The organism is Paraburkholderia sp. UYCP14C (genome assembly GCF_004197395.1).
In the GTDB taxonomy this organism is placed as follows: Bacteria; Pseudomonadota; Gammaproteobacteria; order Burkholderiales; family Burkholderiaceae; genus Paraburkholderia.
On record NZ_SELS01000002.1, the window covers coordinates 133,029 to 151,713 of the forward strand.

25 protein-coding genes are annotated in these 18,685 nt (G+C 59.2%); 3 read left to right on the forward strand and 22 right to left on the reverse strand.

The window, feature by feature from the left end:
- Positions 1 to 2: 2 nt before the first annotated feature.
- Positions 3 to 140: a hypothetical protein gene (locus tag EVC45_RS45460; RefSeq protein WP_168991384.1), complete on the reverse strand. Its 138-nt coding sequence runs from the start codon at positions 138 to 140 to the stop codon at positions 3 to 5.
- Between the two features lie 434 nt (positions 141 to 574).
- Between EVC45_RS45460 and hfq the strand changes: the two genes are divergently transcribed.
- Positions 575 to 1,051: an RNA chaperone Hfq gene (gene hfq / locus EVC45_RS02365; RefSeq protein WP_129956430.1), complete on the forward strand. Its 477-nt coding sequence runs from the start codon at positions 575 to 577 to the stop codon at positions 1,049 to 1,051.
- Positions 1,052 to 1,081: 30 nt separating this feature from the next.
- On the opposite strand, the gene EVC45_RS02370 is transcribed toward hfq, so the two are convergent.
- A complete protein-coding gene (locus tag EVC45_RS02370; RefSeq protein WP_129956431.1) occupies positions 1,082 to 1,309 on the reverse strand; it encodes a hypothetical protein in 228 nt (75 codons plus the stop codon).
- A gap of 205 nt (positions 1,310 to 1,514) precedes the next feature.
- Between EVC45_RS02370 and EVC45_RS02375 the strand changes: the two genes are divergently transcribed.
- Positions 1,515 to 1,706 carry a hypothetical protein gene (locus EVC45_RS02375; RefSeq protein ID WP_129956432.1) on the forward strand — a complete coding sequence of 64 codons (192 nt, stop codon included), beginning with the start codon at positions 1,515 to 1,517 and terminating at the stop codon, positions 1,704 to 1,706.
- 239 nt (positions 1,707 to 1,945) lie between these two features.
- On the opposite strand, the gene EVC45_RS02380 is transcribed toward EVC45_RS02375, so the two are convergent.
- The 12 genes from EVC45_RS02380 to EVC45_RS02430 all read right to left on the reverse strand — a co-directional run bounded on the left by EVC45_RS02380 (position 1,946) and on the right by EVC45_RS02430 (position 11,221).
- Positions 1,946 to 2,662 carry a DUF2968 domain-containing protein gene (locus EVC45_RS02380; RefSeq protein ID WP_129956433.1) on the reverse strand — a complete coding sequence of 239 codons (717 nt, stop codon included), beginning with the start codon at positions 2,660 to 2,662 and terminating at the stop codon, positions 1,946 to 1,948.
- A 1,030-nt stretch (positions 2,663 to 3,692) separates the two neighbouring features.
- Positions 3,693 to 4,319 carry an integrase arm-type DNA-binding domain-containing protein gene (locus EVC45_RS02385; RefSeq protein ID WP_129956434.1) on the reverse strand — a complete coding sequence of 209 codons (627 nt, stop codon included), beginning with the start codon at positions 4,317 to 4,319 and terminating at the stop codon, positions 3,693 to 3,695.
- A 266-nt stretch (positions 4,320 to 4,585) separates the two neighbouring features.
- On the reverse strand, positions 4,586 to 4,753 hold the full coding sequence (locus EVC45_RS45465) for a hypothetical protein (protein ID WP_168991385.1): 168 nt from the start codon (positions 4,751 to 4,753) through the stop codon (positions 4,586 to 4,588).
- Between the two features lie 4 nt (positions 4,754 to 4,757).
- On the reverse strand, positions 4,758 to 5,066 hold the full coding sequence (locus EVC45_RS02390; protein WP_129956435.1) for a hypothetical protein: 309 nt from the start codon (positions 5,064 to 5,066) through the stop codon (positions 4,758 to 4,760).
- A 140-nt stretch (positions 5,067 to 5,206) separates the two neighbouring features.
- Positions 5,207 to 5,713, reverse strand: coding sequence for a hypothetical protein (locus tag EVC45_RS02395; protein WP_129956436.1), 507 nt, complete (start codon positions 5,711 to 5,713; stop codon positions 5,207 to 5,209).
- Positions 5,714 to 5,791: 78 nt separating this feature from the next.
- Positions 5,792 to 6,415, reverse strand: a complete 624-nt coding sequence (locus EVC45_RS02400; RefSeq protein WP_129956437.1) for a hypothetical protein — start codon at positions 6,413 to 6,415, stop codon at positions 5,792 to 5,794.
- A gap of 53 nt (positions 6,416 to 6,468) precedes the next feature.
- A complete protein-coding gene (locus EVC45_RS02405) occupies positions 6,469 to 6,996 on the reverse strand; it encodes a hypothetical protein (RefSeq protein WP_129956438.1) in 528 nt (175 codons plus the stop codon).
- A 4-nt stretch (positions 6,997 to 7,000) separates the two neighbouring features.
- On the reverse strand, positions 7,001 to 9,019 hold the full coding sequence (locus tag EVC45_RS02410; RefSeq protein ID WP_129956439.1) for a lytic transglycosylase domain-containing protein: 2,019 nt from the start codon (positions 9,017 to 9,019) through the stop codon (positions 7,001 to 7,003).
- Between the two features lie 4 nt (positions 9,020 to 9,023).
- Positions 9,024 to 9,452 carry a hypothetical protein gene (locus EVC45_RS02415; RefSeq protein WP_129956440.1) on the reverse strand — a complete coding sequence of 143 codons (429 nt, stop codon included), beginning with the start codon at positions 9,450 to 9,452 and terminating at the stop codon, positions 9,024 to 9,026.
- A 2-nt stretch (positions 9,453 to 9,454) separates the two neighbouring features.
- A complete protein-coding gene (locus tag EVC45_RS02420) occupies positions 9,455 to 10,132 on the reverse strand; it encodes a hypothetical protein (RefSeq protein WP_129956441.1) in 678 nt (225 codons plus the stop codon).
- Positions 10,133 to 10,143: 11 nt separating this feature from the next.
- Positions 10,144 to 10,689: a hypothetical protein gene (locus EVC45_RS02425; protein ID WP_129956442.1), complete on the reverse strand. Its 546-nt coding sequence runs from the start codon at positions 10,687 to 10,689 to the stop codon at positions 10,144 to 10,146.
- Between the two features lie 124 nt (positions 10,690 to 10,813).
- Positions 10,814 to 11,221 (reverse strand): hypothetical protein, encoded by a 408-nt coding sequence (locus tag EVC45_RS02430; protein WP_129956443.1) that lies wholly within the window; start codon positions 11,219 to 11,221, stop codon positions 10,814 to 10,816.
- Positions 11,222 to 11,584: 363 nt separating this feature from the next.
- Here EVC45_RS02430 and EVC45_RS02435 point away from each other — a divergent pair, with 363 nt between their 5' ends.
- Complete coding sequence (locus EVC45_RS02435) at positions 11,585 to 12,103, forward strand: hypothetical protein (RefSeq protein ID WP_129956444.1); 519 nt, start codon at positions 11,585 to 11,587, stop codon at positions 12,101 to 12,103.
- Positions 12,104 to 12,113: 10 nt separating this feature from the next.
- On the opposite strand, the gene EVC45_RS02440 is transcribed toward EVC45_RS02435, so the two are convergent.
- From EVC45_RS02440 to EVC45_RS02475, 8 genes are all read right to left on the reverse strand, one after another.
- Positions 12,114 to 12,338 (reverse strand): hypothetical protein, encoded by a 225-nt coding sequence (locus EVC45_RS02440; protein ID WP_129956445.1) that lies wholly within the window; start codon positions 12,336 to 12,338, stop codon positions 12,114 to 12,116.
- 43 nt (positions 12,339 to 12,381) lie between these two features.
- On the reverse strand, positions 12,382 to 12,693 hold the full coding sequence (locus tag EVC45_RS02445) for a hypothetical protein (RefSeq protein WP_129956446.1): 312 nt from the start codon (positions 12,691 to 12,693) through the stop codon (positions 12,382 to 12,384).
- Positions 12,693 to 13,253: a hypothetical protein gene (locus EVC45_RS02450; RefSeq protein ID WP_129956447.1), complete on the reverse strand. Its 561-nt coding sequence runs from the start codon at positions 13,251 to 13,253 to the stop codon at positions 12,693 to 12,695. The genes EVC45_RS02445 and EVC45_RS02450 overlap by 1 nt, the downstream gene beginning before the upstream one ends.
- 176 nt (positions 13,254 to 13,429) lie before the next feature.
- Positions 13,430 to 13,915 carry a hypothetical protein gene (locus EVC45_RS02455; protein ID WP_129956448.1) on the reverse strand — a complete coding sequence of 162 codons (486 nt, stop codon included), beginning with the start codon at positions 13,913 to 13,915 and terminating at the stop codon, positions 13,430 to 13,432.
- 506 nt (positions 13,916 to 14,421) lie between these two features.
- Entirely contained in the window at positions 14,422 to 17,175 is a 2,754-nt protein-coding gene (locus EVC45_RS02460; protein ID WP_129956449.1) for a primase-helicase family protein, read from the reverse strand.
- 102 nt (positions 17,176 to 17,277) lie between these two features.
- Complete coding sequence (locus EVC45_RS02465; protein ID WP_129956450.1) at positions 17,278 to 17,472, reverse strand: hypothetical protein; 195 nt, start codon at positions 17,470 to 17,472, stop codon at positions 17,278 to 17,280.
- A gap of 323 nt (positions 17,473 to 17,795) precedes the next feature.
- Complete coding sequence (locus tag EVC45_RS02470; RefSeq protein WP_129956451.1) at positions 17,796 to 18,299, reverse strand: DUF2213 domain-containing protein; 504 nt, start codon at positions 18,297 to 18,299, stop codon at positions 17,796 to 17,798.
- Positions 18,299 to 18,601, reverse strand: a complete 303-nt coding sequence (locus EVC45_RS02475) for an AlpA family transcriptional regulator (RefSeq protein ID WP_129956452.1) — start codon at positions 18,599 to 18,601, stop codon at positions 18,299 to 18,301. Before EVC45_RS02475 ends, EVC45_RS02470 begins: the two co-directional genes overlap by 1 nt.
- Between the last annotated feature and the right edge of the window lie 84 nt (positions 18,602 to 18,685).

Below are 18,685 nucleotides of genomic sequence, written 5' to 3' on the forward strand. Positions count from 1 at the left end.
CGTTAGTAGCCGCCGCCGCTGCTGTTGCTGTTGCTGCTCGAGCCCGACGCGGCGTTGTCGGGATCGGCCGCGTGCGCGAAGGAGCCGCACGCGAGCGCGAGCAGGACGAAGAGCGCTGACAGAATACGGGATGCTTTCATGGTGAGCCTCCTGGCAGATGCCCGGCATGCGGTCGATCGACCGGCGCGGCGGGCGGCAGGCCGCGTCATGCGGTACTGCCATACTGGACTTAACGCCGCGATCGCCTGGTTTATTCCACCGCGGTCGCGGCGCTTTTCGCTGCGGTGTTTCGACGGGCTTCTTTTGCGGCACTTCGACGCCGTCGCGGTACGCAACACGCCCCTATGTTCTTCCTTTTCCGCCAACCCTGCCGGCAATGCCTGGAGAGACCGGAAGAAGTCGCCATTGACCAGCAGATTCGTAACTCAACGTTACAGTGCCGCGTTATCGGATGCTTATGTGCTCACAAGTCGTTATAGTGGACAAAATTCGCCCCGTCGACGCGTTCTGCCCCCGCATAGGGCAGAAAGGGTAAAATCGCAGCGAACCACCGTCTATCTAACCTGAATTGTCCATGGCTTCCGCAGAATCGCATCCGCAAAACGACTTCATGAACGCTGCGCGCAAGGAACGAAAGCGCGTCGAGATCTATCTGGTCAACGGCATCCGCCTGACCGGATGCATCGAGTCGTTCGATCAGTACCTGGTGATGCTGCGCACGCCGGTTGGCCTGCAAGGCATCTACAAGCGCGCGATCTCCACGATCCAGCTCGACACCGGCACGCGGCCGGCGCCGCGCGCCGGCCGAACGTCGCATGGCGAACATGGCGCGCGCGGTCCGCATGGTTCGCGCGAACATCGCGAGCCGCGCGAGGGGCGTGAATCGTATGGCGCGCCGTCGGCAGAACGTGCGCCGGGCGAGCGCGGCGGCAACTCCGAGGGTCCGGTGGTCGTCACGCGGCGGCGGCGTCTGTTCGGCACCGGCGGCGAAGGCGGCAATCATGGTGGCAACAACCACGGCGGCGGCAGCGCCGGCGGCAATCACGAATAAATACGACGAAGCGGTAACGGCCGCGCCTCGCTACTCCGTGGACGGATCGAGGCGCCGCAGAATTTTCTCCAGTTGGATCAGCTGCCGCTCGGTCAGCTCGAATCTCCCCTTGACTGCCAGCAAGCGGCGCCGCCAGTAGCCGGCGTCGAACAGGTGCAGCGCAGGTTGCCGCGTCGCCCAATCGAGATGTTCCAGTTCGGCTTCCACGACGTGGGCTGCAAGCACGCGTCGCGTACCCGCCGGCTTTTTCCCGTTCATGTGATTCGCTGTGTGATGGATCGGTGGAGGTGTCGTTCGCGGCCCGGGCGCGGTTCAAGCTCGGTTCAAGCGCGGCCGGGACACTCGGAGAACGAATCGATGCGGGCCGGTTTCAAACGATACGCGTGCGCCATTCGGCCGACGTTCGCCGACAGCTGCGATGGGCTATGCTGAATGATTGAAGTTCGAATCGATGGAGCGAGCCATGACCAGCAAAAGCCAGCATGCCTCCCGCCCTGCGCGAACGCGCCGGACGCCGCCGACGTCCGCCGATACGCGGCTCGACGAAGCGCTGATGGAAAGCTTTCCCGCCAGCGATCCGATCGCCGTCGACGTGACCGAGCCGTCTCGCGAGCGGATGCGCAAAACTCAGACGGATATGCGTAAGCGGCATTGAAGTCACGCCGTCTTGCGTCGCACGACGACGACGCGCAACGGCGCGGCAACGAGCCGTGCTGGCTCGCGAAAATGCCCGGCGGAAGTGCCGAAGCGCCCGGCGGCTAAAGTGCGTTGCGCCGGTTGGCGGGGCGCAGAAAGCACCCGTCAAACATAACGACCGTAACGCCCGCGAACGAGCCGGATGGCGCATCGATTTACGCGCCATCCCGCCCCTCTACGACGCTCACACCGTCGTGCTCAATGCACCGGCAAGCCGCTTTCGAGCTGACGCTGCAGATCGCGCACCTGACGCTGCGCGACGCGCAACTGATCCTGCGCGGCTGCCTTCTGCTGTGCCAATTCGGTCGCCTCGGCGCGCTTCTGCTCCTGCTGGCTCGCGACGATGCTCTGCTGCTGACGCGCGATATCGAGGTCGGCCTGGAGCCGGCCGGCGCGCTCTTGCGACAACGCGATCATGCGCTGCGTGAACGCCTTCTGCGCTTCGAGTTGCGTACGGCGAATCTCGACTCCCGACAACTGCATCGTCTGCCGCGCGAAGTCCTTGTAGATCAGCTCGGCGCGCGCGGCGTCCTGCGTCTTGATTACGCGCCAGAAGTTTTTCTGCTGGAACAGCGCGACGTAGTAGGTCATCTCCTTGCCGTAGAACAGCATGCTCGCGCCGTAGCTGCCGTTATACGTGGTGCGCAACTCGCTCAGATCCGAGCCGTGAATCATCTGCTGCAATTCAGCCACGTTCCCGGTGGCGGATTGCCGGGTTTCATCCGGCGTCAGTGCAGTGGTCTCCGTCTGGCCGGCCTGCGACGTGTCGGGCAACGCGCTCGTCGTACCCGGCTGTGACGCGACCGGGCTGCTTGCGTCACCGTTCTGCAGAGTCTGTGCATCCGCGCCCCGAAGGGCCCCCAATACGATGCATGCGGCCAGAGCAATCTCTCGTAGCTTTGACTTTCGGTCCATTTGATACCTGTTGAACAGATTTTGTTTTAGTAGAAACCGGGGAATTATTACTTACTTTCGCGGGTTTCGGGCTTTTCGTCGAAAATTTGCCACTTGTGCGTTGACTCCCATGGAACATGGCACAAGCGTAGTGCCGCCTGACCGGCGCGGCGCCACGCGGCAATCTGCTCGAGTCGCCGCCGCGGATCGAGACGTCCGCCGCGGTATGCACGTAACCGTGCAGTTCGGGGCCGTGACGTCGACGCCGTCCGACGAAGTCGCGCAACGATTCGCACCCCGTCGTCAAGGACATCACGATCGGCCAATTGATCGAAGTGGCCAACGACGTCACGGAGGCGTCGAAGGCGCCGCGATGCCCGTGACGGTCCATCTCGCGCCGCATGGGAGCGCGCTGATTGGCAGCAACCGGCTCGCCAGCAATATCGCCGCTACCGTATTTGCCTCGGCAATCCTGCCGACAATTCTCACCCGCCCTCATATGTGCAACGCGCGGCTATCAGCGACAAGCTGAGTGGTTCGCTCTCCTATCGGTCGCTGCCGAGTGGCTCACGCAGCGTATTCGGTACCGCGTCTGTCGATGCGACGAGCAACGCGGTCCGCCCGCACAACGCGCAAGCCGGCGCGCGCATCAACTGGAGGAGGCTCGAAGTCAACAGCCTGATCACGCACGGCTTCAGGTATCTGCGCTCGCTCGCGCCGCATCTGTCGTTCGAGGGTGCCCGCGGCCGTCTGCACGCGGCACGCCGTCGCGGTTGTGGTCGATCGTGGTCGGCTGCCGCGTTTCGGATGCGCGCTACTGCAGCCTCGATCTTTCCGCCGCGAAAGCGCCCGGCAATGCGCCGGTGGCGAGCGCATCGACGCGACGTTCCCCGACCAGCCGAATTGACAAGCTTGCGATGCGTCGCGCGCTGATTAGAAGCTCCACTATCGGACCTCTTTAGCGTGGGCAAAGCCGCGCCGGTATGGGGTTCCGTGGATTTAGAGCGGTGATTCCCCGCAACAATCCCCGTTTCTCATTGGAGTCTGGAATTTACCTCTTGAGCAGCGCCTTCTCATTTTTCTTCGCCTCAGCCGGGCAGACGCCTTCCGCGATCAGCCGCCACGCGGCCAGGTGCTTTTCTCGTGCTTCCTCAACCCCGACATATGGATACTGTCCAAAGGTAACTTCTTTGCGCTTGCCTTCGAAGTTGTACCCATAGCACCACGTTTTAGAGCCGCTGGCGCTTACCCTCAGAAATAGGCCGCAGCCATCCGCAACTTTGTAAGGCTTCTCCTTCGGCTGGAGAGCATCGACCTTGGCAACGCTCAGCGTGTAGTTCTTCGCGTCGCTCGTGTAGTTGATCCGTCTCTGGACTGGCTCCACGGCCACTAGATTCATCAGAACCTCGCGCGGCGTTCCGTCCATGAACTGCTGCTCGAATCCGTCCAGATCGTCCTCATCGAACACGCAGAATATCGGCTCAAATTTGAACCCTGAAGTTCCGTACTTTGCCGCTGAGTGATTCAGTATCGCGTTCTGGTGCCTTCCTTGTTCCATCTTGTTCTTGTGGCCGCGCAAACGCTGGCTCATGTTAACCGACTGCCCTATGTAAATTCTGTCGTTTGGGCTGGTGATCCGATAGATTCCGACTTCGCCCCTGACCCGCTTCGTTGCCATCTCATATCCCCGAAATTTGACTTCGGGGATTTTCTTGTCTCGCGGTGTCCTCTACGGTTCACGGCAAGTAAATTGGTGTCAAATCGAGCCGCGCGAACACTTTGGACGCGGGCCGATGGTCGCGCGCCGCGACAAGCGGGTGTCTAGGTGTGTACGGAAAGGAGCGCGGACCGAAGAAAAAGGCCGCTGCGCCCTTTCGAGACGCGCGGCCTTGGTTCGGTACTCAGGTGATGCTGCGGTGACGAAAGGTCACTCTTGGTGAGGTCTCAGCGGCATCCGAGCTTCTGGAGTCGGCGCGGCAGAGTCGGCATCTGCTTACCGAACATTGCATCCACTTTCGCTACCGCAGCGGCGAACTCCTTCTTGCGTTTCTCCTTCTCCAAACGCTCAGCCTCGCGTTCAGCCGCCTGCTGCTGTTCAAGCAGAATTTTCATGGCGCTATTGAAGGACATAGCTTTCGCGCTCCCCAAGAATCTCTTCGATCATGTACTGATGGTCTCGCGCGATCCGCATGTTGATGACGTCCGGGTGATCGCTCCCTAGCTCGCGGGTCTTCTCGTGGATCGCTTCTTCAATCGACACGATGCGGTCGCCGTGCTGATCGTAGAAGTACGAACCCGCGCCGATCAGCAGCAGGATCATGTTCCGTGCATCGCGCTTGTCGGCTTCGGTCGCGTCAATGCTGCGCGCGATGTCCGCGTAAGCGAGGATCAATTTGTTCCGGGTGATGGGCAACGTAACTTTCATTTCTCTCTCCAGTTCTTCACTAAGCGCGCCCACAGTCGCCGCGCGGCTGTTACGCAAGGTTCGATCAAGGCCATGACCCGGAACGCGCCCCACGCGGCGAACAGAAGGTCGCGAACATCGTTTGTCTGTTGCGGCTCCATTCAGGCGGCCACCAGTTCGGTGCGCTTGAATTCCTGCTCGGTGTCATACGACAGCAGCTTCAAGGACGCCGCGCGGAACTCTGGCCACTCCGCTACGAACTCCACCCGGTTGTCGTATTTGCCCTTATTCGTGAAACGCGAGGTAAGCCGCTCAAGGCGTACATTAATCTCCCCTGTTTCGATGAGGAATGAAATGATCGCTAGGAAACCAAGGATGTGAGAGCGCTGATGCTTGACATAGCCATAAGTGGCCAACTGCCCCAAGCTCGTGTCCATGTCGCCGCGTCCGCTGAAGCTCAAGGCGAAAGGCATGATTGCCGTTCCATCGGGCGTGACGAACGTGCCTGAGAAAAGACGCATGCGGCCAACATCGTCACGGAGCGTCGTGCTTACAAGCTTCGTTTCTTCGAAGTCGGGCTTGACACGCGCTGCGCTCTTCTCGAAGCACAACGCGCGGTAGAGATTAGCGAACAGGAGTTTTTCGGCAGATTGTCTGGAGACTTTCATAATGATTAGTAAACCTGAATTAATTTCATGGAGAGCCGCGCCGTTTGAATCGATCAGCGCGGCTGTAGAGGCTGGGGATTAGCCGCGCGGCTTAAATTTCCACTCAGCCGGTCGGCCCAGCTTCATCAGGTCTTCATCCGTCGCAGGACGTTCGTCCATACCGAATCGAGCGCGAACGATGTCACCCGCATCGCCGATGGCCTCAGCAATGCGAAGTCGTGCGAGTTTGGCGCGAGCCGCTTCCACGCGCGCGAGGTCTTCAGCGCCGAGGATCGGGCGGGCTGTGTCCTGCCCATTGGCCAGAGCTTGAATCCGGTGGACACGCTCTTCCTGCGACATACGGTGGTTGCTGAGCGATGAGGAAGTCAAGGGCTTCTCGCCGCTGCCCGTGATCTCGTCCACCTCGCGCCCGATCTTCGCGACCACGCGACCGATCACGGCCATGAACTTAGGGTCGTTCACGAGCGCTGCGAGTTCGGGGTTTTGTTCCGCCTCTTCCGAGTCGCGGATTGTGTTGAGCGTTTTGAGTGCGTCGGTCGTGACCTTTGCGACCTGAGCAAGCCGCGCGAATCGTTTCTGTGCGGCGATGCCGATGGTGGAAGGGATCACGCCTTGCCGCCCGCGAACGCTGGGCGTGACGGCGTCAACACCGGCGCGGCGTTGATTGGCGGGAAGTTTTTCGTGACGAACGATGGTTGCCATCTTTGATACTCCTAGTTTGAAACGTAGTCCTAAGTGACTGCGTGTTAAAAAAATCAGCGTTTGCTCTTTGCTTCCTTCATTGCCGCGTGCTGCGCTTTCGCTCGCTCCAACCGGTCCCTGAAGTAAATGTCATAGATGCGGAACGCGTCTTCAAGGCTGTAATACTCTTCCAACTCGCGCAGCGTCGCTTTGTCCTCTGCTACCAGCGCGCTCAGCACCGGGTCTTCGCCGTCCAACTCCTGCGGCTCTGAGTCAGATCGCAGATAAGACGGAACCCGAATGCGCTTGCGACCCTTCAAGAAGCCGCAGTTGAAATCGAACGCGACTTTGATAAGACCGTTAAGAACAAGGCGCGGCTTAACGATGGTTCGAGTATCTCGTACCAGAGTGTTCACGGACATCTCATCGTTAAGCGGGACAAAGCCCCGTTCAGAATCGAACGCCTCCATCCCGGCCAACGCTTCCAAGGGGTGCGGGTCCGCATCTCGCGCAACGAAGACAGCAAACGCCGCTGCTGCCGACATTTGCTTGATCCGATAGCCGACACCGAACGATGTGAACTCCTTCGTCTTCATCGCCATGACGTTACCCCTTCGTGCCGGTGGAGTAACTGACCAGCAGGTCATTCATCGTGCGATGAAGCTGTCTGTTCACCTCATCCGCAACCGCTTTCGGATCGCTCGCGCCGTTAATGTTTATGGTGACTGCCGGGAGTTCTGCCGCTGTGCGAACACGGTCGCCGGGTGCCTGTTGCGCCACCACACCTTCCGCGTATTTGTTCATCAGGTCGAGCGCGCGCGTACGGTCGCGGAGTTCCGCTTGCAGCTGACCACGCTGAATGTTGTAGCTCGCTGCCAGTTCCTTCGTGGCCGGTGACTTCGATGCCTCATCCAGCGCCTGTAGCTTGTACTTGGTCGCGTTGATCCCGTTGACTAGGCCGACCTCAGTCTGACGAGCCGCCCAGCCTGCGTCACCGCGCGTTACGCCGCCGCGCTGAATCTGCGACAGCGGCACGCCCAAATAGTCTGCGAGTGTCTGCTGAACCGAACGATTATTCATTTTGGCGCGGCTCTCACCGATGCCGCCGTATGCGGCGCGAACTTTCGCGACATAGTTTGGATCGCTATTGCCGTTATATCCGCGTAGTGCCGCGTCCTGATTGCCGTTGTTCCGCTTCAGGAACTCCGCATAGATGCGTGCGCCGGTGTCGATGTTCGTCGCCGGGTCGCGGTAGTCCTTCAGGCCGTACGCTTTCTGATTGCCGCGTGTGATCTGCATCAAGCCGCCTGCGCCGGTCGGGCTGACTGCGTTCGTATCGCCATGCGATTCGGTCATCATGATGGCGTGGATCAGCTGGGGGTCGAGGTTGTACTTGGCCGCTGACGCCTTGATGAATCCGGCGTACTTGTCCGATGTCCAATTGCCCGTTCCGCCGCCGCTTAAGGGCGCTGCACCGCTCGATCCCGGCAAGCCGCCCGCTGCCCCGATTTCGCCAGCCCACGCCGCCCACGCCTGCTGGATATTGACCGCAGACGAGAACTTGTCCACGCTCGCGCCGAACAGCGCAAGGATTTGCTCCCACTGCGCTTTTTGCTGGGCGTTGGCGAGCGCTGCGGCGTCCGCTGCATCGACCTGCTTCTGTGCCGCGCTCTGCGCCTTCTTTTCTTCTTCCTTCTTCTGCTGGTCCTGCTTCGTCTGTTCCGGCGTTTTCTTGGGCGGCGGCGCATCCGGGTCGATGCCTGCCTCCAGCATCGCGCTCCTGCCTTGTAGTTCAGCCGCCTTATTGAACCAGTGACCAATCGTTTGCAGCGCGTTGATGACGTGATCGGCGGCTTCAAACTTGAACTCGCTCAGCGACTCGCTCAGATCACCGACGAATTTGTTCACACGGTCGGCGGCTTCCTGCGCCTGCACGTGGTCCTTGATTTGGTCGGGCGACATTGCCATCGATGTGATGTTCGCGCCGCCCTTGACCATCGCGTCCGTCACTTTGTAATCGAAGCCGAACTGCTGACCGATTCCCTGCGCGCGTCCCTGATTGTTTTTCATCCACTCAGCCGCCTGCCCAAACGCTGCGTTGGGGCCGGTCTTGGTCGGGTCGATGCCCATCGTGGCGAACGCGAAGCGCTCCTTGCCCATCGGGTCGGCATACGCGCGCTTCCACACGTCGCCAAACTTCGCCATCGTGTCTTGCGTCATCTCGCGAGTAACGCGGCCATTTGAATTCGCCGCCATGTTACGTTGGATGTTTTCGAGGCTCAGCGTACCGATGCCGGTCTTGTTGGACAGGTCGGACATAGCGTTCATGTCCTTTACGCCCTTGGCCGCAATCGCGAGGGTCGCCAACACTGCCGCGCCTGCAACGCTCGCCGCGCCGCCCAACGCGCCGAAGCGTGTGATAACGCGCGCCATCGGGCCTTCGAGACCGCCGAACGAATTTGCGAGACCGTCGAGCGCGCCTTTCAACTCGCCGGTCAGCCCCTTTGCGGTCTTCTTCCCGCCTTCCTCCACCTTATCCATCTGCTTGTGAAGCTTTTCGAGCCGCGAGATGGAATCGGATAGGTCTACAGAATATTGGAGTGTGAATTTGTCGAGTTCTGACATGACGTTATGCTCCTTGTTCTGCGTGTTGGTCCATCGTTTGGAGCAGCGGCACGATCAGCAGCGCCGCCTCTGAAACGAACGTTGTGGCGAGTTCCTTGCCAGCGTGTTCGAAGAAGGCCGCTTTCTCTTCCCTGAGCTCAAGGTCAACTTCGTTGAAGGCAAGCACCGCATAGAAAACGCTTTCGACGTTCTTCCACGATTCGAGCGCGGCGTTGATCGCTTTCTCTGTGTCGAGCCGCTGCCCGTTGACTTCAGCGTGGGCGAGTACGTCGAGCGCGTAGCCGGTCCGCTCAGCGCTGTTGCTGGCCTGCTTGTAATCGACACGGTAACGGCGGTTCAACTCGAAGCCGGTCATTGCCGGGAATGTGTGCAGCGTGACGGTACGCTCGCCGCTGGACGTCTGCACGGTGATGGTGTTATTCGGTTGGTTCATGATTAGTTGTCTCGATTGACGTCTGAAAAGAAGAAGGTGAACTGCGCGTTGTTCGGGTGCAGGTGGCGGCAAATGAGCGAGCCGCCCGAAAGGTCTGCCGTGCTGCCGTCAGGAAAGCGGACACCTAGCGCGACGCGGTCAGCGCCCGCTGTACTGGTCACGGACCTTCCGGGTGTAACGTTGTGTACGGAAGGGACGAGTTCACGCAGCGCGTTGGCGGCATCGCTTCCCGGAACGAGGTTCAACGAGACCACTGCGCCTTGCGACAGCCGCGCGCCATCTGGATCGATCACGGCCACTTCGACGGTGCAAAGGTCGGCGGCTGACATCGCATAGTCGTGTGAGAATTCGGTGATCGTGATGCCGCGCGGATACGTGAGCGAAGCAGTCAAGCGCGCTTCCAGACCTTCGCCGCCCAGGTGATTCACGCCCGGTTCGCCGTTCGTGCTGCGCTCCAAAACGTGCTGCGGAATGCCGTAACGTGCGCCGTGATAGTTCGCGACGCGTTTGCCGCCCATCTCTCTGACTTCCTTGAACACCTCGGTCGCGGTCGCTTTAAGCGCCATGCCCATAGCATTTGCCGCTGCGAGAACATCGGGGTATTCGATTGTGACGAGACCATCGCGGGTGACGCCTTTGCGCGCTGCGGCGATGGCTAATCTGATCGGTGCTTCTCGCACGGTCGCTCTCCTTATTGGTAGATGTGACCGAACAGGGTCGTGTTGCTGTACGATTCCGGTTGCTGCGGACGGTCCCAGTTTTCCGCGCGCCGATCCGCGCGCTGCTCCTTCTCTCGCTGCTCCACGAGCGCGGCCCAAGCTGCTTCGTCACCGCTCGTATCGACTGCATAGACTTCAGGCTTGTAACCGGCCAGCGCGACGCGCAGACTCATCGCCGCGTCACGAGCCGCAACCGACAGTTCCTCACAACGCTTCGCCCACTCGATCTTCAAGCGCTGCTCTCCGATCTGCTCACACACTTGGCGATAGTCGCGCTCGAAGCCGCGCGTGGTTTCGTATGCGGTGGCGAATTCGCCCAGCGCGTCCACGTGGCCGCTGATGACGTTTCCGAATGCTGCGATTGCGGCTTCCAGCGCGCTGTAGCCGAACGCACGAACACAGGCGTACAAGCGACGGTCGCTTGCGCTGATGAGGTGATTCACGATGCCCTTCGTTGCGGCGTCTTGCGGTTGCAGCGTGAAGTCATCGTTGCCTTTGATGTAGATAGCGTGATTCATGTGGTGATGTGCTCCGGTTGAATTAGGTTCGAGTTATTCGAACGGTACGAGTTGTTCGTACTTTACGGAGCTACAGTGTTCGAATACACGCATTGTTACTTCGTCATCCAAACAAATCGGAAAATCAATCGAAGGTAACAACGCAGCCATGAGCGGTCGGCGTGCGGAGTGCGCCGCACCCTGTCTCTCGGCGGTCGAGCGCCGTCAGTTCAAAACGCGCGATGTTCTTCGCGGCCATTCGGACGGCTTCCATACGGCTGTGCGCGTCGGGGAAAACGTAGCGCACGCCTTCGGTAACGGAATGGGACGCTCTACGTGCGCCAGCCGCTGTCAGTGCGTGCATGAGTGCGGCAGCCGTGAGATTGTGTTGATACCCGATATGATCGAAGGCCGCGCGAATCGCGAGAGTGGAAACGGTCATTTCGTTGGTGCCCGTTTTACGGCGCATCACCGCAGCCTCAAGCGCACGCGGCAATACTTGCCGTGCTGGCGGGTTGTTGATGTAGCTGCTGGTGCCTTGGTCCCTGTCCATCGCTCGCTCCGTGTCGGACTAAAGCCCGTAGCGTATTGCCGCGATGTGTACTGCGCCGCGCTATTTGGAGCGCGTTAATACACTCGGATTGTTGGCCGCGTGGACGGTTTTCTGGCTTAGACGTTCCGGTGCAGAGCCGCTAGTTTGCGGCAGAGAGGTTGAGGGGATGGGCCGTGCGATGAATTGACGGGGCGCGGCGCGAATTCCCCGCATTAAACCACGCATCGGGTCAGCTGCATCTCATGCGACCATCTGAAATTTATGTTCGGCACGTCGATTTCAGAGGCGCAGAGATTGGTCACTGCGGTTGCGACTGCGATAATGAGCTTCGGACCGTTCTGACCCATCTTAAAAGGTGCTGCAATGAGTTCTGTAGCAACGACCGTGAATATCGTGCTTGGCGTCTTCAATGCGTACATGCTGGTGCGCTCTCGCCGCGTGTCGCTGATGGTGGTGCCGACGATTCCGCTTGAAAGCTCGACGGCGGACCCTGACTCGTATGAGATACGTATCCAAGTGGTTAACTTGAGTCAATTCCCTGTGTATGTGAACGAGGTCGGGGTGATGCCAAGAGACCCGGCTGATGCCGCCATCAAGTTCCTCGCACCGGACGGCCTGCCCTTTCCGTTTGAGTTGAAGCCGCGTCAATCTGTGCGACTGCTCCCTGCGGAAAATAACTTCATGCGCGTGGGCGCTGGGCGCTTTCGTTACGCGTATGCACGCACGGCATGCGGTCGGACGCGAACCGGCACGAGTCCGTCGCTACAGCAGCAGGAATTGAACGTGCTTGAACACAGCGGCGGGACCAGTTACGAACTTGAGAGACTGCGCAGGCGTCACAAGTGGGAGCAGATCGCTAGTGATGCGCGATCCGCCTTCTAGGGATTGAACTTCAGGCGGTGGATTCGGTGGACGTCTCAGCCGCAACATCCGGCTCAGGTGCCGATGCTTTCGCCGCGCAAGCTTCAGCTACGCGGGCCGCGTACGCCTGTGCCTGAAGAGCGGCGTTCTGCTCTGCGGCGAACGCTTCGAGCATCCGATTGCCGTCCGTGTGGTGGACGACCTTCGTACCGTTGGTCGGGCCGTTGTAGTCGCCGCGTTGTTTCATCGTGTCCATCTGTATGTACTCCTTTCGTGGTTGGGTAAGTGTGTGATGCTGTTTAACGCCGAATGACGGACATGAACCAATCCATGCCGCGCCGTGCGCGCTCCGTCTCTTCCTGCTTACGTGCTGCCCTCTCCTGCTCGGTCTTCGCGCTCCAGCCGCGCGCGCGGTGCGTGCTGAGTTCGGTAAGCGGATCGGTGTGGCGATTGCTGAAAAATGTTCCGGCTGGTTCCTTCGGTGCGGCTGGGGTCGAAGCTTGATCGGTCTGCTGTTGGCCTTCTGCTGGCTTCCCTGCGCCGAAGAACGTTGCTGTTTCTGCCGGGTCTTTCGGCTCTGCCGGGACCGTGTTACGTCTGCCGATTCCCATCACTTTTCTCCTTGATCCGTCAGCACTCGCGCCTGGCCGCTGAGTTCGTTTGCAACCTTAGCTTCGTTCGGCAGCAGGCGATTCCCTTCTGATCGCGGCCATCGGCCTGCGAATAGGACGAACAGCACGAAGGCATCGACGTTGTTTGTGCTCTCCGCGTATTCCTGCCACTCTTCGCTTGCGTCATCCAATGTCACCAAGCCTAGAACGATGTCGCCCAGATAGGCACGTTGCGCACCGGTCGCTGCGTTCAGTTCGGCGGTCCAATCGCGCGTCGTGCCGTGGATCTTCAGCGCCGCGTTGATGAAGTGTTGCTCGCGGTCGATCTGGTAGAAGTCGCTGAAGCCGGTAACGTCCAGCAGCTTTGCGTCGTCAGCGGAGCGTGTGCGTTCGCTCTCTGGCAGACGGTCTTCGCTTCCGTACATGGCATAGAAGTCGGCCAGCGCGAAGTTGACCTTGCCTGCTTTCTTCGTCGTCGCGTAAAGCCAGCGGTTGGCGACGCGCCGCCCGAAGTCGCTGACCGTGCTGTCGTATTCGTGTTCTATCTGGCTCGTGCGCATCTGTCTGTAGGTCGGTCTCGGTTCGGCTCGTCGGCGGCTTGTAGCGGGTCTAGGTCGGAATTCGCCCGGTGCGGCGGTCGTATTACGGGGTGCTAGCTGGGGATTTCCGCCTGATCCCTGTCAAGGCCGCGCCGCGCTTGAGATTAGAGGTTCCGACTTAGACCGGCGACTGCTGATTAGTGGGTCGTCGTGCTGTCGCCGCGCATTGCGATACGCCGCGAATAGAAGTCTGCGAGCGACTTGTCGATGAGCTTCGTTTGGCCCTTCTCATCCAGTTCGGTGATGCCGAGCAAAACGTTGAGTTCCTTGATTGCGTTCAGCCGCGTGCTGTCGCGAACGGTCGCGGACTCCACCAACTTGAGCAGCGCGTTGAGCGCCTTGTTGCCGTCCCAAAGGTCATCCGGTTTCTTGTCCTTCAGGCGCGGCTCGAAGCGCTTGCGGAAATATGGGTTGGCCTCTGCTGCGAGGGATAGCTCAGCGACGTTATGAAGCCGCGCGCCGTACTTGATCATCTCGAAGGCCGTGATGATCGCAACTTCCTTATCGACGCCTTTAATGCGCAATTCGATGAAGTCGTCAAACGGGATTGCGAATTGCTCCGCCCACTCTTCGCTCGCGAAGTCTGCCGGGTCGTAGGTGAATTGTTGGCGTTGGGGTTCCATGATTCGATCTAGCCGCGCTGCCGCGTGGTGATATTTAGTTACCCGTATTATCCGACGACGATGGTGTACGGTGTCGTCTTCTCAGTTCGGAGCGTCCGGGTATGAATCGCGGAACGACTCCGACGAATATAGAACCTTGGGAAAGCCGCGCCGCGCAAGGCGCTGGTGGATTCAGGTTGTGGGTTATATATTGATTCGCTTCAGGTCTATAAACGCATTTAGTGTACGTTTATCATAGTAGTAGACGTAGTAGCGCGGCAACGTCGTCGGAGAGCGTATAAAGTGACGTAGCGTATATAGCTATACCGCCTATATGCAACCAATTTATAACCAAGAACCGAAGGCCCAATAAACGCCGATATTTCGTTTCTATTCAATAGCTTATAAAAGTTATCGAATATAACCTGCCACGCGCCCGAATCGTAACCAAGGAACGGAATTCAGCAGCACAAAAACAAAAGGCCCGCCGAAGCGAGCCCAAAGGTCATCCAACGAAGCAAAAATATTCAGAAGCCGCCGCCCGCCTCTTCATACGACGCGCGATTCTTCTCATAGTCAGCCGGTACAGTAGCCTCGAACATCTTTCTGAGCTTCGCGTTTCGCAACTCCACGCCTTCAGACATCCGCGCATCGGCAATGCGTTCATCGCTGACGTACACAACACGCGTCTTCCCTGCAAGCTTCACGACGCCCGGAACACGGTGCCAGCCGCGAGCCTTTAGCAATCGCGACAACTGCCGAGTCTTCGGAGCGCTCCCGCGCGGCATATCCCGTTCAAACGCTTTCGTCAGCAGGTCAGTCGTTAAGATCTCGCGGCTAATCCCATGCTCTTCCCCGCTCGTCACATAGGCATCGAAGAAGTCGCCGCCGATAAGCGCTTCTTCCTGCGCAATCACCTCACCACGCCATTCCGTGATCGGTGCCCGCATACCGTGGAAGAAGTCTTGATGAATCTTGCACTCTTCGAAGTACTTCCGAAGCGCGCCCGCATGTTCTTCTATAGCCTTATGGAGTCGCGTGAAATACTCGCGGATTGATCCCACGACCGCCTCCAGATCGCTGATGTGCCCCCAAGGCGTGAAGATGATCAACCAGCGGCGATCACTGTCGTCAATCGGTACAGCGTCCGCGTGATTCGTCAGGGCGACATAGTTCGTTGCGTTCGGCAAGTCGATCCCGTTCGCGCGCTTCGCCACCACACGCACCGCCTCATTCGTGATCAGCGGCTTTACCCCGTCAGCGACGGCAAACCGATTTTCGCCGGCCATCTTAAGCTCTTCGATCACGCGCACCGCCGCGCCATACGCATACGCGTTGTAATCGGAGCAGACCTCTTTAGTGGAAGCCTCTTTTACGTTTTGAGCGCCAAGCAGCGCCTCCATCATCTTTTTGAAGATCACCGTCTTGCCGTCGCCTTGAATGCCCTTTATCAGCGGTGCGATGCCAATGATCTTTCCCGGCGCGCGGATATTCAGCGCGATCCACGATTCCAACATAGGCGTGTAGACATGCTCAGCGCGCGGCTTCTTGTATTCGCCGGTCAGCAGCGTCAGGTGATAGCGGATGGTCTCGACGGCGGCCAGCCCTTCATCCGAATAACTCGCCGCAGTCTTCGGGATGGAAGATGGAATGAACTCGTTGACGAGCGTTTGCCCTTGAAACGTGAACACCGGCTCTCTTCCCGCCACGTACGCCATGCCGTCCGCATGTTTGAAGCGAATTTTCTTCCGCACGAAGTCGAATGCCTTGCCGCCTTCAACGCCACCTTCACAGGCAAATAGCGCATCGAATCCTTGCTTGCTATAGGTGGTCAATTCTCCAGGTCGGGCGACCCGGTCACGCGCCGCAAGGTAGTACCAACCCTCAGACCACTGCGTTTTACGCGCAGCAGCGCCAGCGGCATCGCCCGCGCCCCTCGACGCCTTTTCGGACACTTCCTCGCCGCTCTTCGATTCGCTGGCGGACTCCGCTTCATTGGGCGAGTGTTCCGGTTCAGGCGCGGCGCGGCTGCGGTCGATGTGGTAGCGCCGGTTCGATGAGTCTTCGGGTAGCTCCCATTGCATACGTTCCTCATACTCCGCAGCGGCCTTCAGCTGCTCCACCTTGTCACACGCCCACTGCGCGGCCTTCTGCGCGTCCTCGTCCATTTGCTCTTCGATGCCGGATTCACGCAGCAAGGTGCTCCAGCCGCCTGTGCCGTCGTCTTTCGATCCAAGGGAGCACGAGCCGCCGCTGTGGTAGCACTTCGCAGTGTACTTGTAGTGTTGTCTGGAACGCGGGCCACTCACCCGGAAGCAGTCTGCCGCGCCGCAAACGAGGCACGCGCCGCGATAGTCGTCTGTGTCGCTTTCGTAGCAGTCGCCATTCGCCTTCATCGCTTCCAGCACGCGGCGAAACGCTTCATCATCGTAATCGTTGCCGCTGCGCGAACCGTTGAAACTACGCTTCTCGATCTTGAGCGGGTTAATCTCGACGCCGATGCGCGCAGCCAGCCCTTCGAGAGTGTGCAGCGCGCTCCAATTCTCTTCGATGAGTCGAACCCGGAACCCTTCGCCGTCAGCGCCGGGATACAGTAAATCGCCCCACAGCAGCGCGTTGGTTTCGTCGTCGCGCTTGTGCTTTCCGTCCGCGTCCTTGATTGCCTTTCGCTTCAGGTTCCGTGAGCACGGCGCGCGAACGATTCGCACAGGGCTGGTCAATTCATCCACCGTGCCGCGCGCAGCGAAGTGCCCAACAATCGCCTTCATCGCACCAGCGGCAAACTCCTCATCGGTGCAAGGATTTTCGAGCAGGTAGCCGACCTGAAAATTATCAGGCGAAGTTTCCAGAACGAATGTAGGCGTGCCAAGCGCGGTGCGCAGCGTTTCGATGGTCGTCGCCTGCTCTTTATCGGCGTGCACAGCCTTGTTTGCGCCAGACGTTGCGCCGGTGCCCACGTCATCGAAGTGCACCATCAGGAGCGCTTTAAAGCCGTCCTTAAGGTCAACTTCATACCACTCCTTTTCTCCCTTCTCCTTCTTTACGCGACCGCACGCGGCGATGCACGTGTAAAGGTTTTCTTCGTCAGCTTTGCTTAGATCACGCGACTCGCTCCACGGCCACATAGCGAATCCGCCGACGCCTGGATTGGGTTTGTTTCGGAATCCAATGCGCCCATCCGAACCTTCCGGGATTCGTGCCGCTAGATTTTTAAAGAACCGGTCGCGCTGCGATTTGAGGTCCGCGTGACCGTTGATTTCGTTGGTTTTTTCGGATACCATACAATCTATTCCTTGCAGTTGCACCGGCTGGCACCGGTGTTGTTTGATTAAGTCCTTGGCTAAGCCGCTCTGATCGAAAGGTCACAGCGGCTTTTCTTTTGCTCAGACCGTCTTCACGCCGTTGCGAACGCCTGAAGGCCGCATAGCTGCGATCACCGACAGATCGCCGCCCTCAGCCGCATACGCCATTACACGGCGGATGTATTCAGAAATGCTCATGCCCGCAGCTACGACAGCGGCTTCACCCTTCACCTTTGTTTCGCGATGCATGGTCACGTTCATCCGAACTGCTTCCATGTTCAACCCTCCACCTCATTCAATCGATCAACCGCGAGCCGCAGCCAAGCAATAACGTTCTCACCAACCCACCAACACGCCAAAGCAGTAACAAGCGAGTTCATCGCTATGTAGTCCTAATGTACGCGTCACGAGCGCGGCGCAGCGGTAGAATAAACACCGAAGCGCTCGCGTCCCGTATCAACGCGTTTGTTTCGCTCAGAAGGCCCGCTCTCGCTTCCCGGCGCTGCGGGCCTTCGCCTTTATCGGCTGTCGAACAACCGATGCAGCTATCGTAGCTAAACGCCGTGTACGAAATAGCTCAACGAAAAGCGCGGCGGCACCTACAGATTCAGCCGCGCCCCTTCTACGCGCCCAATCGGAACAATCGCGATGTGCGTCGGCTTTATGGCCGTCACCAGATATTCAAAGTCGCGCTCAAGCCCACGATCAAATACGCTCCCACCGGGCCATGCTTCATGGCTGTCCTGAGACGCCAACGATAGGTCGGTGACGCGATGCACAAATATCTCCGTCAGCACCGCAACGGTGTTAATCGTCAAATCAGCAATAACCCACTCGCCATCAAATCGAGCCGCTGACGTGGTGCCTTCGTAGTGCCGCGCCTCAACGCAGTTCAAGTGTCCGAGGATGACCGGCAAGCGTTCGAGCTTCTTCAGGAAGCGCTCATCAGACAGTAGGTGCGGCGGGCAATACGTGTTGAATGTCTTGCGCTCGTCCGCGCCTTGCAAGCCCAGTTCGAAGCCGGTCGCGTACAGCACACCTGCCCGGAACAGGCGGCAATCCGTGATCACCACATTTCCATCGGGCCTAATTTGCATCCCCATCACGCCGCTCCAGACTCAGCAGCAACCGGATGCGCCGCCAGCCACGCGTCCGGTCCAACGCGCATCCATTCACGAATATCCTCAGCCTTCCACAGCCGCAACGTTGGATTCGTGATGAAGGGCTTCGGGAAGCGGCCAGCCTTCACCGCCCGGTACACGGTCGTGTCGGCCATCCCGATCGCCTTGCGGAACTGCGAGAGCCGCAGCAGGGCCACGCCACGCGGCAAGACGTCGTCCGTCGCACGTTGAATCGAATGGTGAGCGCTATTTTGAAGCGCCGCGAACGTAAGCAAATCGTTCATCTTTAGTAGTCCTTTCTTTGATCAACGCGGCGATCAACAAAAAGAAAACGCACGCGCCCTTAGTTAGTCAAGGTGCAGCGTGCG

Coding starts and splice junctions, on each gene's coding strand:
- EVC45_RS02385 (WP_129956434.1), bottom strand. CDS start 4,319: ATGGCAACGAAGCGGGTCAGGGGCGAAGTCGGAATCTATCGGATCACC.
- EVC45_RS02380 (WP_129956433.1), bottom strand. CDS start 2,662: ATGGACCGAAAGTCAAAGCTACGAGAGATTGCTCTGGCCGCATGCATC.
- EVC45_RS02465 (WP_129956450.1), bottom strand. CDS start 17,472: ATGGAAGCAGTTCGGATGAACGTGACCATGCATCGCGAAACAAAGGTG.
- EVC45_RS02410 (WP_129956439.1), bottom strand. CDS start 9,019: ATGTCAGAACTCGACAAATTCACACTCCAATATTCTGTAGACCTATCC.
- EVC45_RS02440 (WP_129956445.1), bottom strand. CDS start 12,338: ATGGACACGATGAAACAACGCGGCGACTACAACGGCCCGACCAACGGT.
- EVC45_RS02395 (WP_129956436.1), bottom strand. CDS start 5,713: ATGAAAGTCTCCAGACAATCTGCCGAAAAACTCCTGTTCGCTAATCTC.
- EVC45_RS02425 (WP_129956442.1), bottom strand. CDS start 10,689: ATGAATCACGCTATCTACATCAAAGGCAACGATGACTTCACGCTGCAA.
- EVC45_RS02405 (WP_129956438.1), bottom strand. CDS start 6,996: ATGGCGATGAAGACGAAGGAGTTCACATCGTTCGGTGTCGGCTATCGG.
- hfq (WP_129956430.1), top strand. CDS start 575: ATGGCTTCCGCAGAATCGCATCCGCAAAACGACTTCATGAACGCTGCG.
- EVC45_RS02400 (WP_129956437.1), bottom strand. CDS start 6,415: ATGGCAACCATCGTTCGTCACGAAAAACTTCCCGCCAATCAACGCCGC.
- EVC45_RS02415 (WP_129956440.1), bottom strand. CDS start 9,452: ATGAACCAACCGAATAACACCATCACCGTGCAGACGTCCAGCGGCGAG.
- EVC45_RS02450 (WP_129956447.1), bottom strand. CDS start 13,253: ATGCGCACGAGCCAGATAGAACACGAATACGACAGCACGGTCAGCGAC.
- EVC45_RS02435 (WP_129956444.1), top strand. CDS start 11,585: ATGAGTTCTGTAGCAACGACCGTGAATATCGTGCTTGGCGTCTTCAAT.
- EVC45_RS02370 (WP_129956431.1), bottom strand. CDS start 1,309: ATGAACGGGAAAAAGCCGGCGGGTACGCGACGCGTGCTTGCAGCCCAC.
- EVC45_RS02470 (WP_129956451.1), bottom strand. CDS start 18,299: ATGGGGATGCAAATTAGGCCCGATGGAAATGTGGTGATCACGGATTGC.
- EVC45_RS02445 (WP_129956446.1), bottom strand. CDS start 12,693: ATGGGAATCGGCAGACGTAACACGGTCCCGGCAGAGCCGAAAGACCCG.
- EVC45_RS02375 (WP_129956432.1), top strand. CDS start 1,515: ATGACCAGCAAAAGCCAGCATGCCTCCCGCCCTGCGCGAACGCGCCGG.
- EVC45_RS45460 (WP_168991384.1), bottom strand. CDS start 140: ATGAAAGCATCCCGTATTCTGTCAGCGCTCTTCGTCCTGCTCGCGCTC.
- EVC45_RS02460 (WP_129956449.1), bottom strand. CDS start 17,175: ATGGTATCCGAAAAAACCAACGAAATCAACGGTCACGCGGACCTCAAA.
- EVC45_RS45465 (WP_168991385.1), bottom strand. CDS start 4,753: ATGAAAATTCTGCTTGAACAGCAGCAGGCGGCTGAACGCGAGGCTGAG.
- EVC45_RS02455 (WP_129956448.1), bottom strand. CDS start 13,915: ATGGAACCCCAACGCCAACAATTCACCTACGACCCGGCAGACTTCGCG.
- EVC45_RS02475 (WP_129956452.1), bottom strand. CDS start 18,601: ATGAACGATTTGCTTACGTTCGCGGCGCTTCAAAATAGCGCTCACCAT.
- EVC45_RS02390 (WP_129956435.1), bottom strand. CDS start 5,066: ATGAAAGTTACGTTGCCCATCACCCGGAACAAATTGATCCTCGCTTAC.
- EVC45_RS02430 (WP_129956443.1), bottom strand. CDS start 11,221: ATGGACAGGGACCAAGGCACCAGCAGCTACATCAACAACCCGCCAGCA.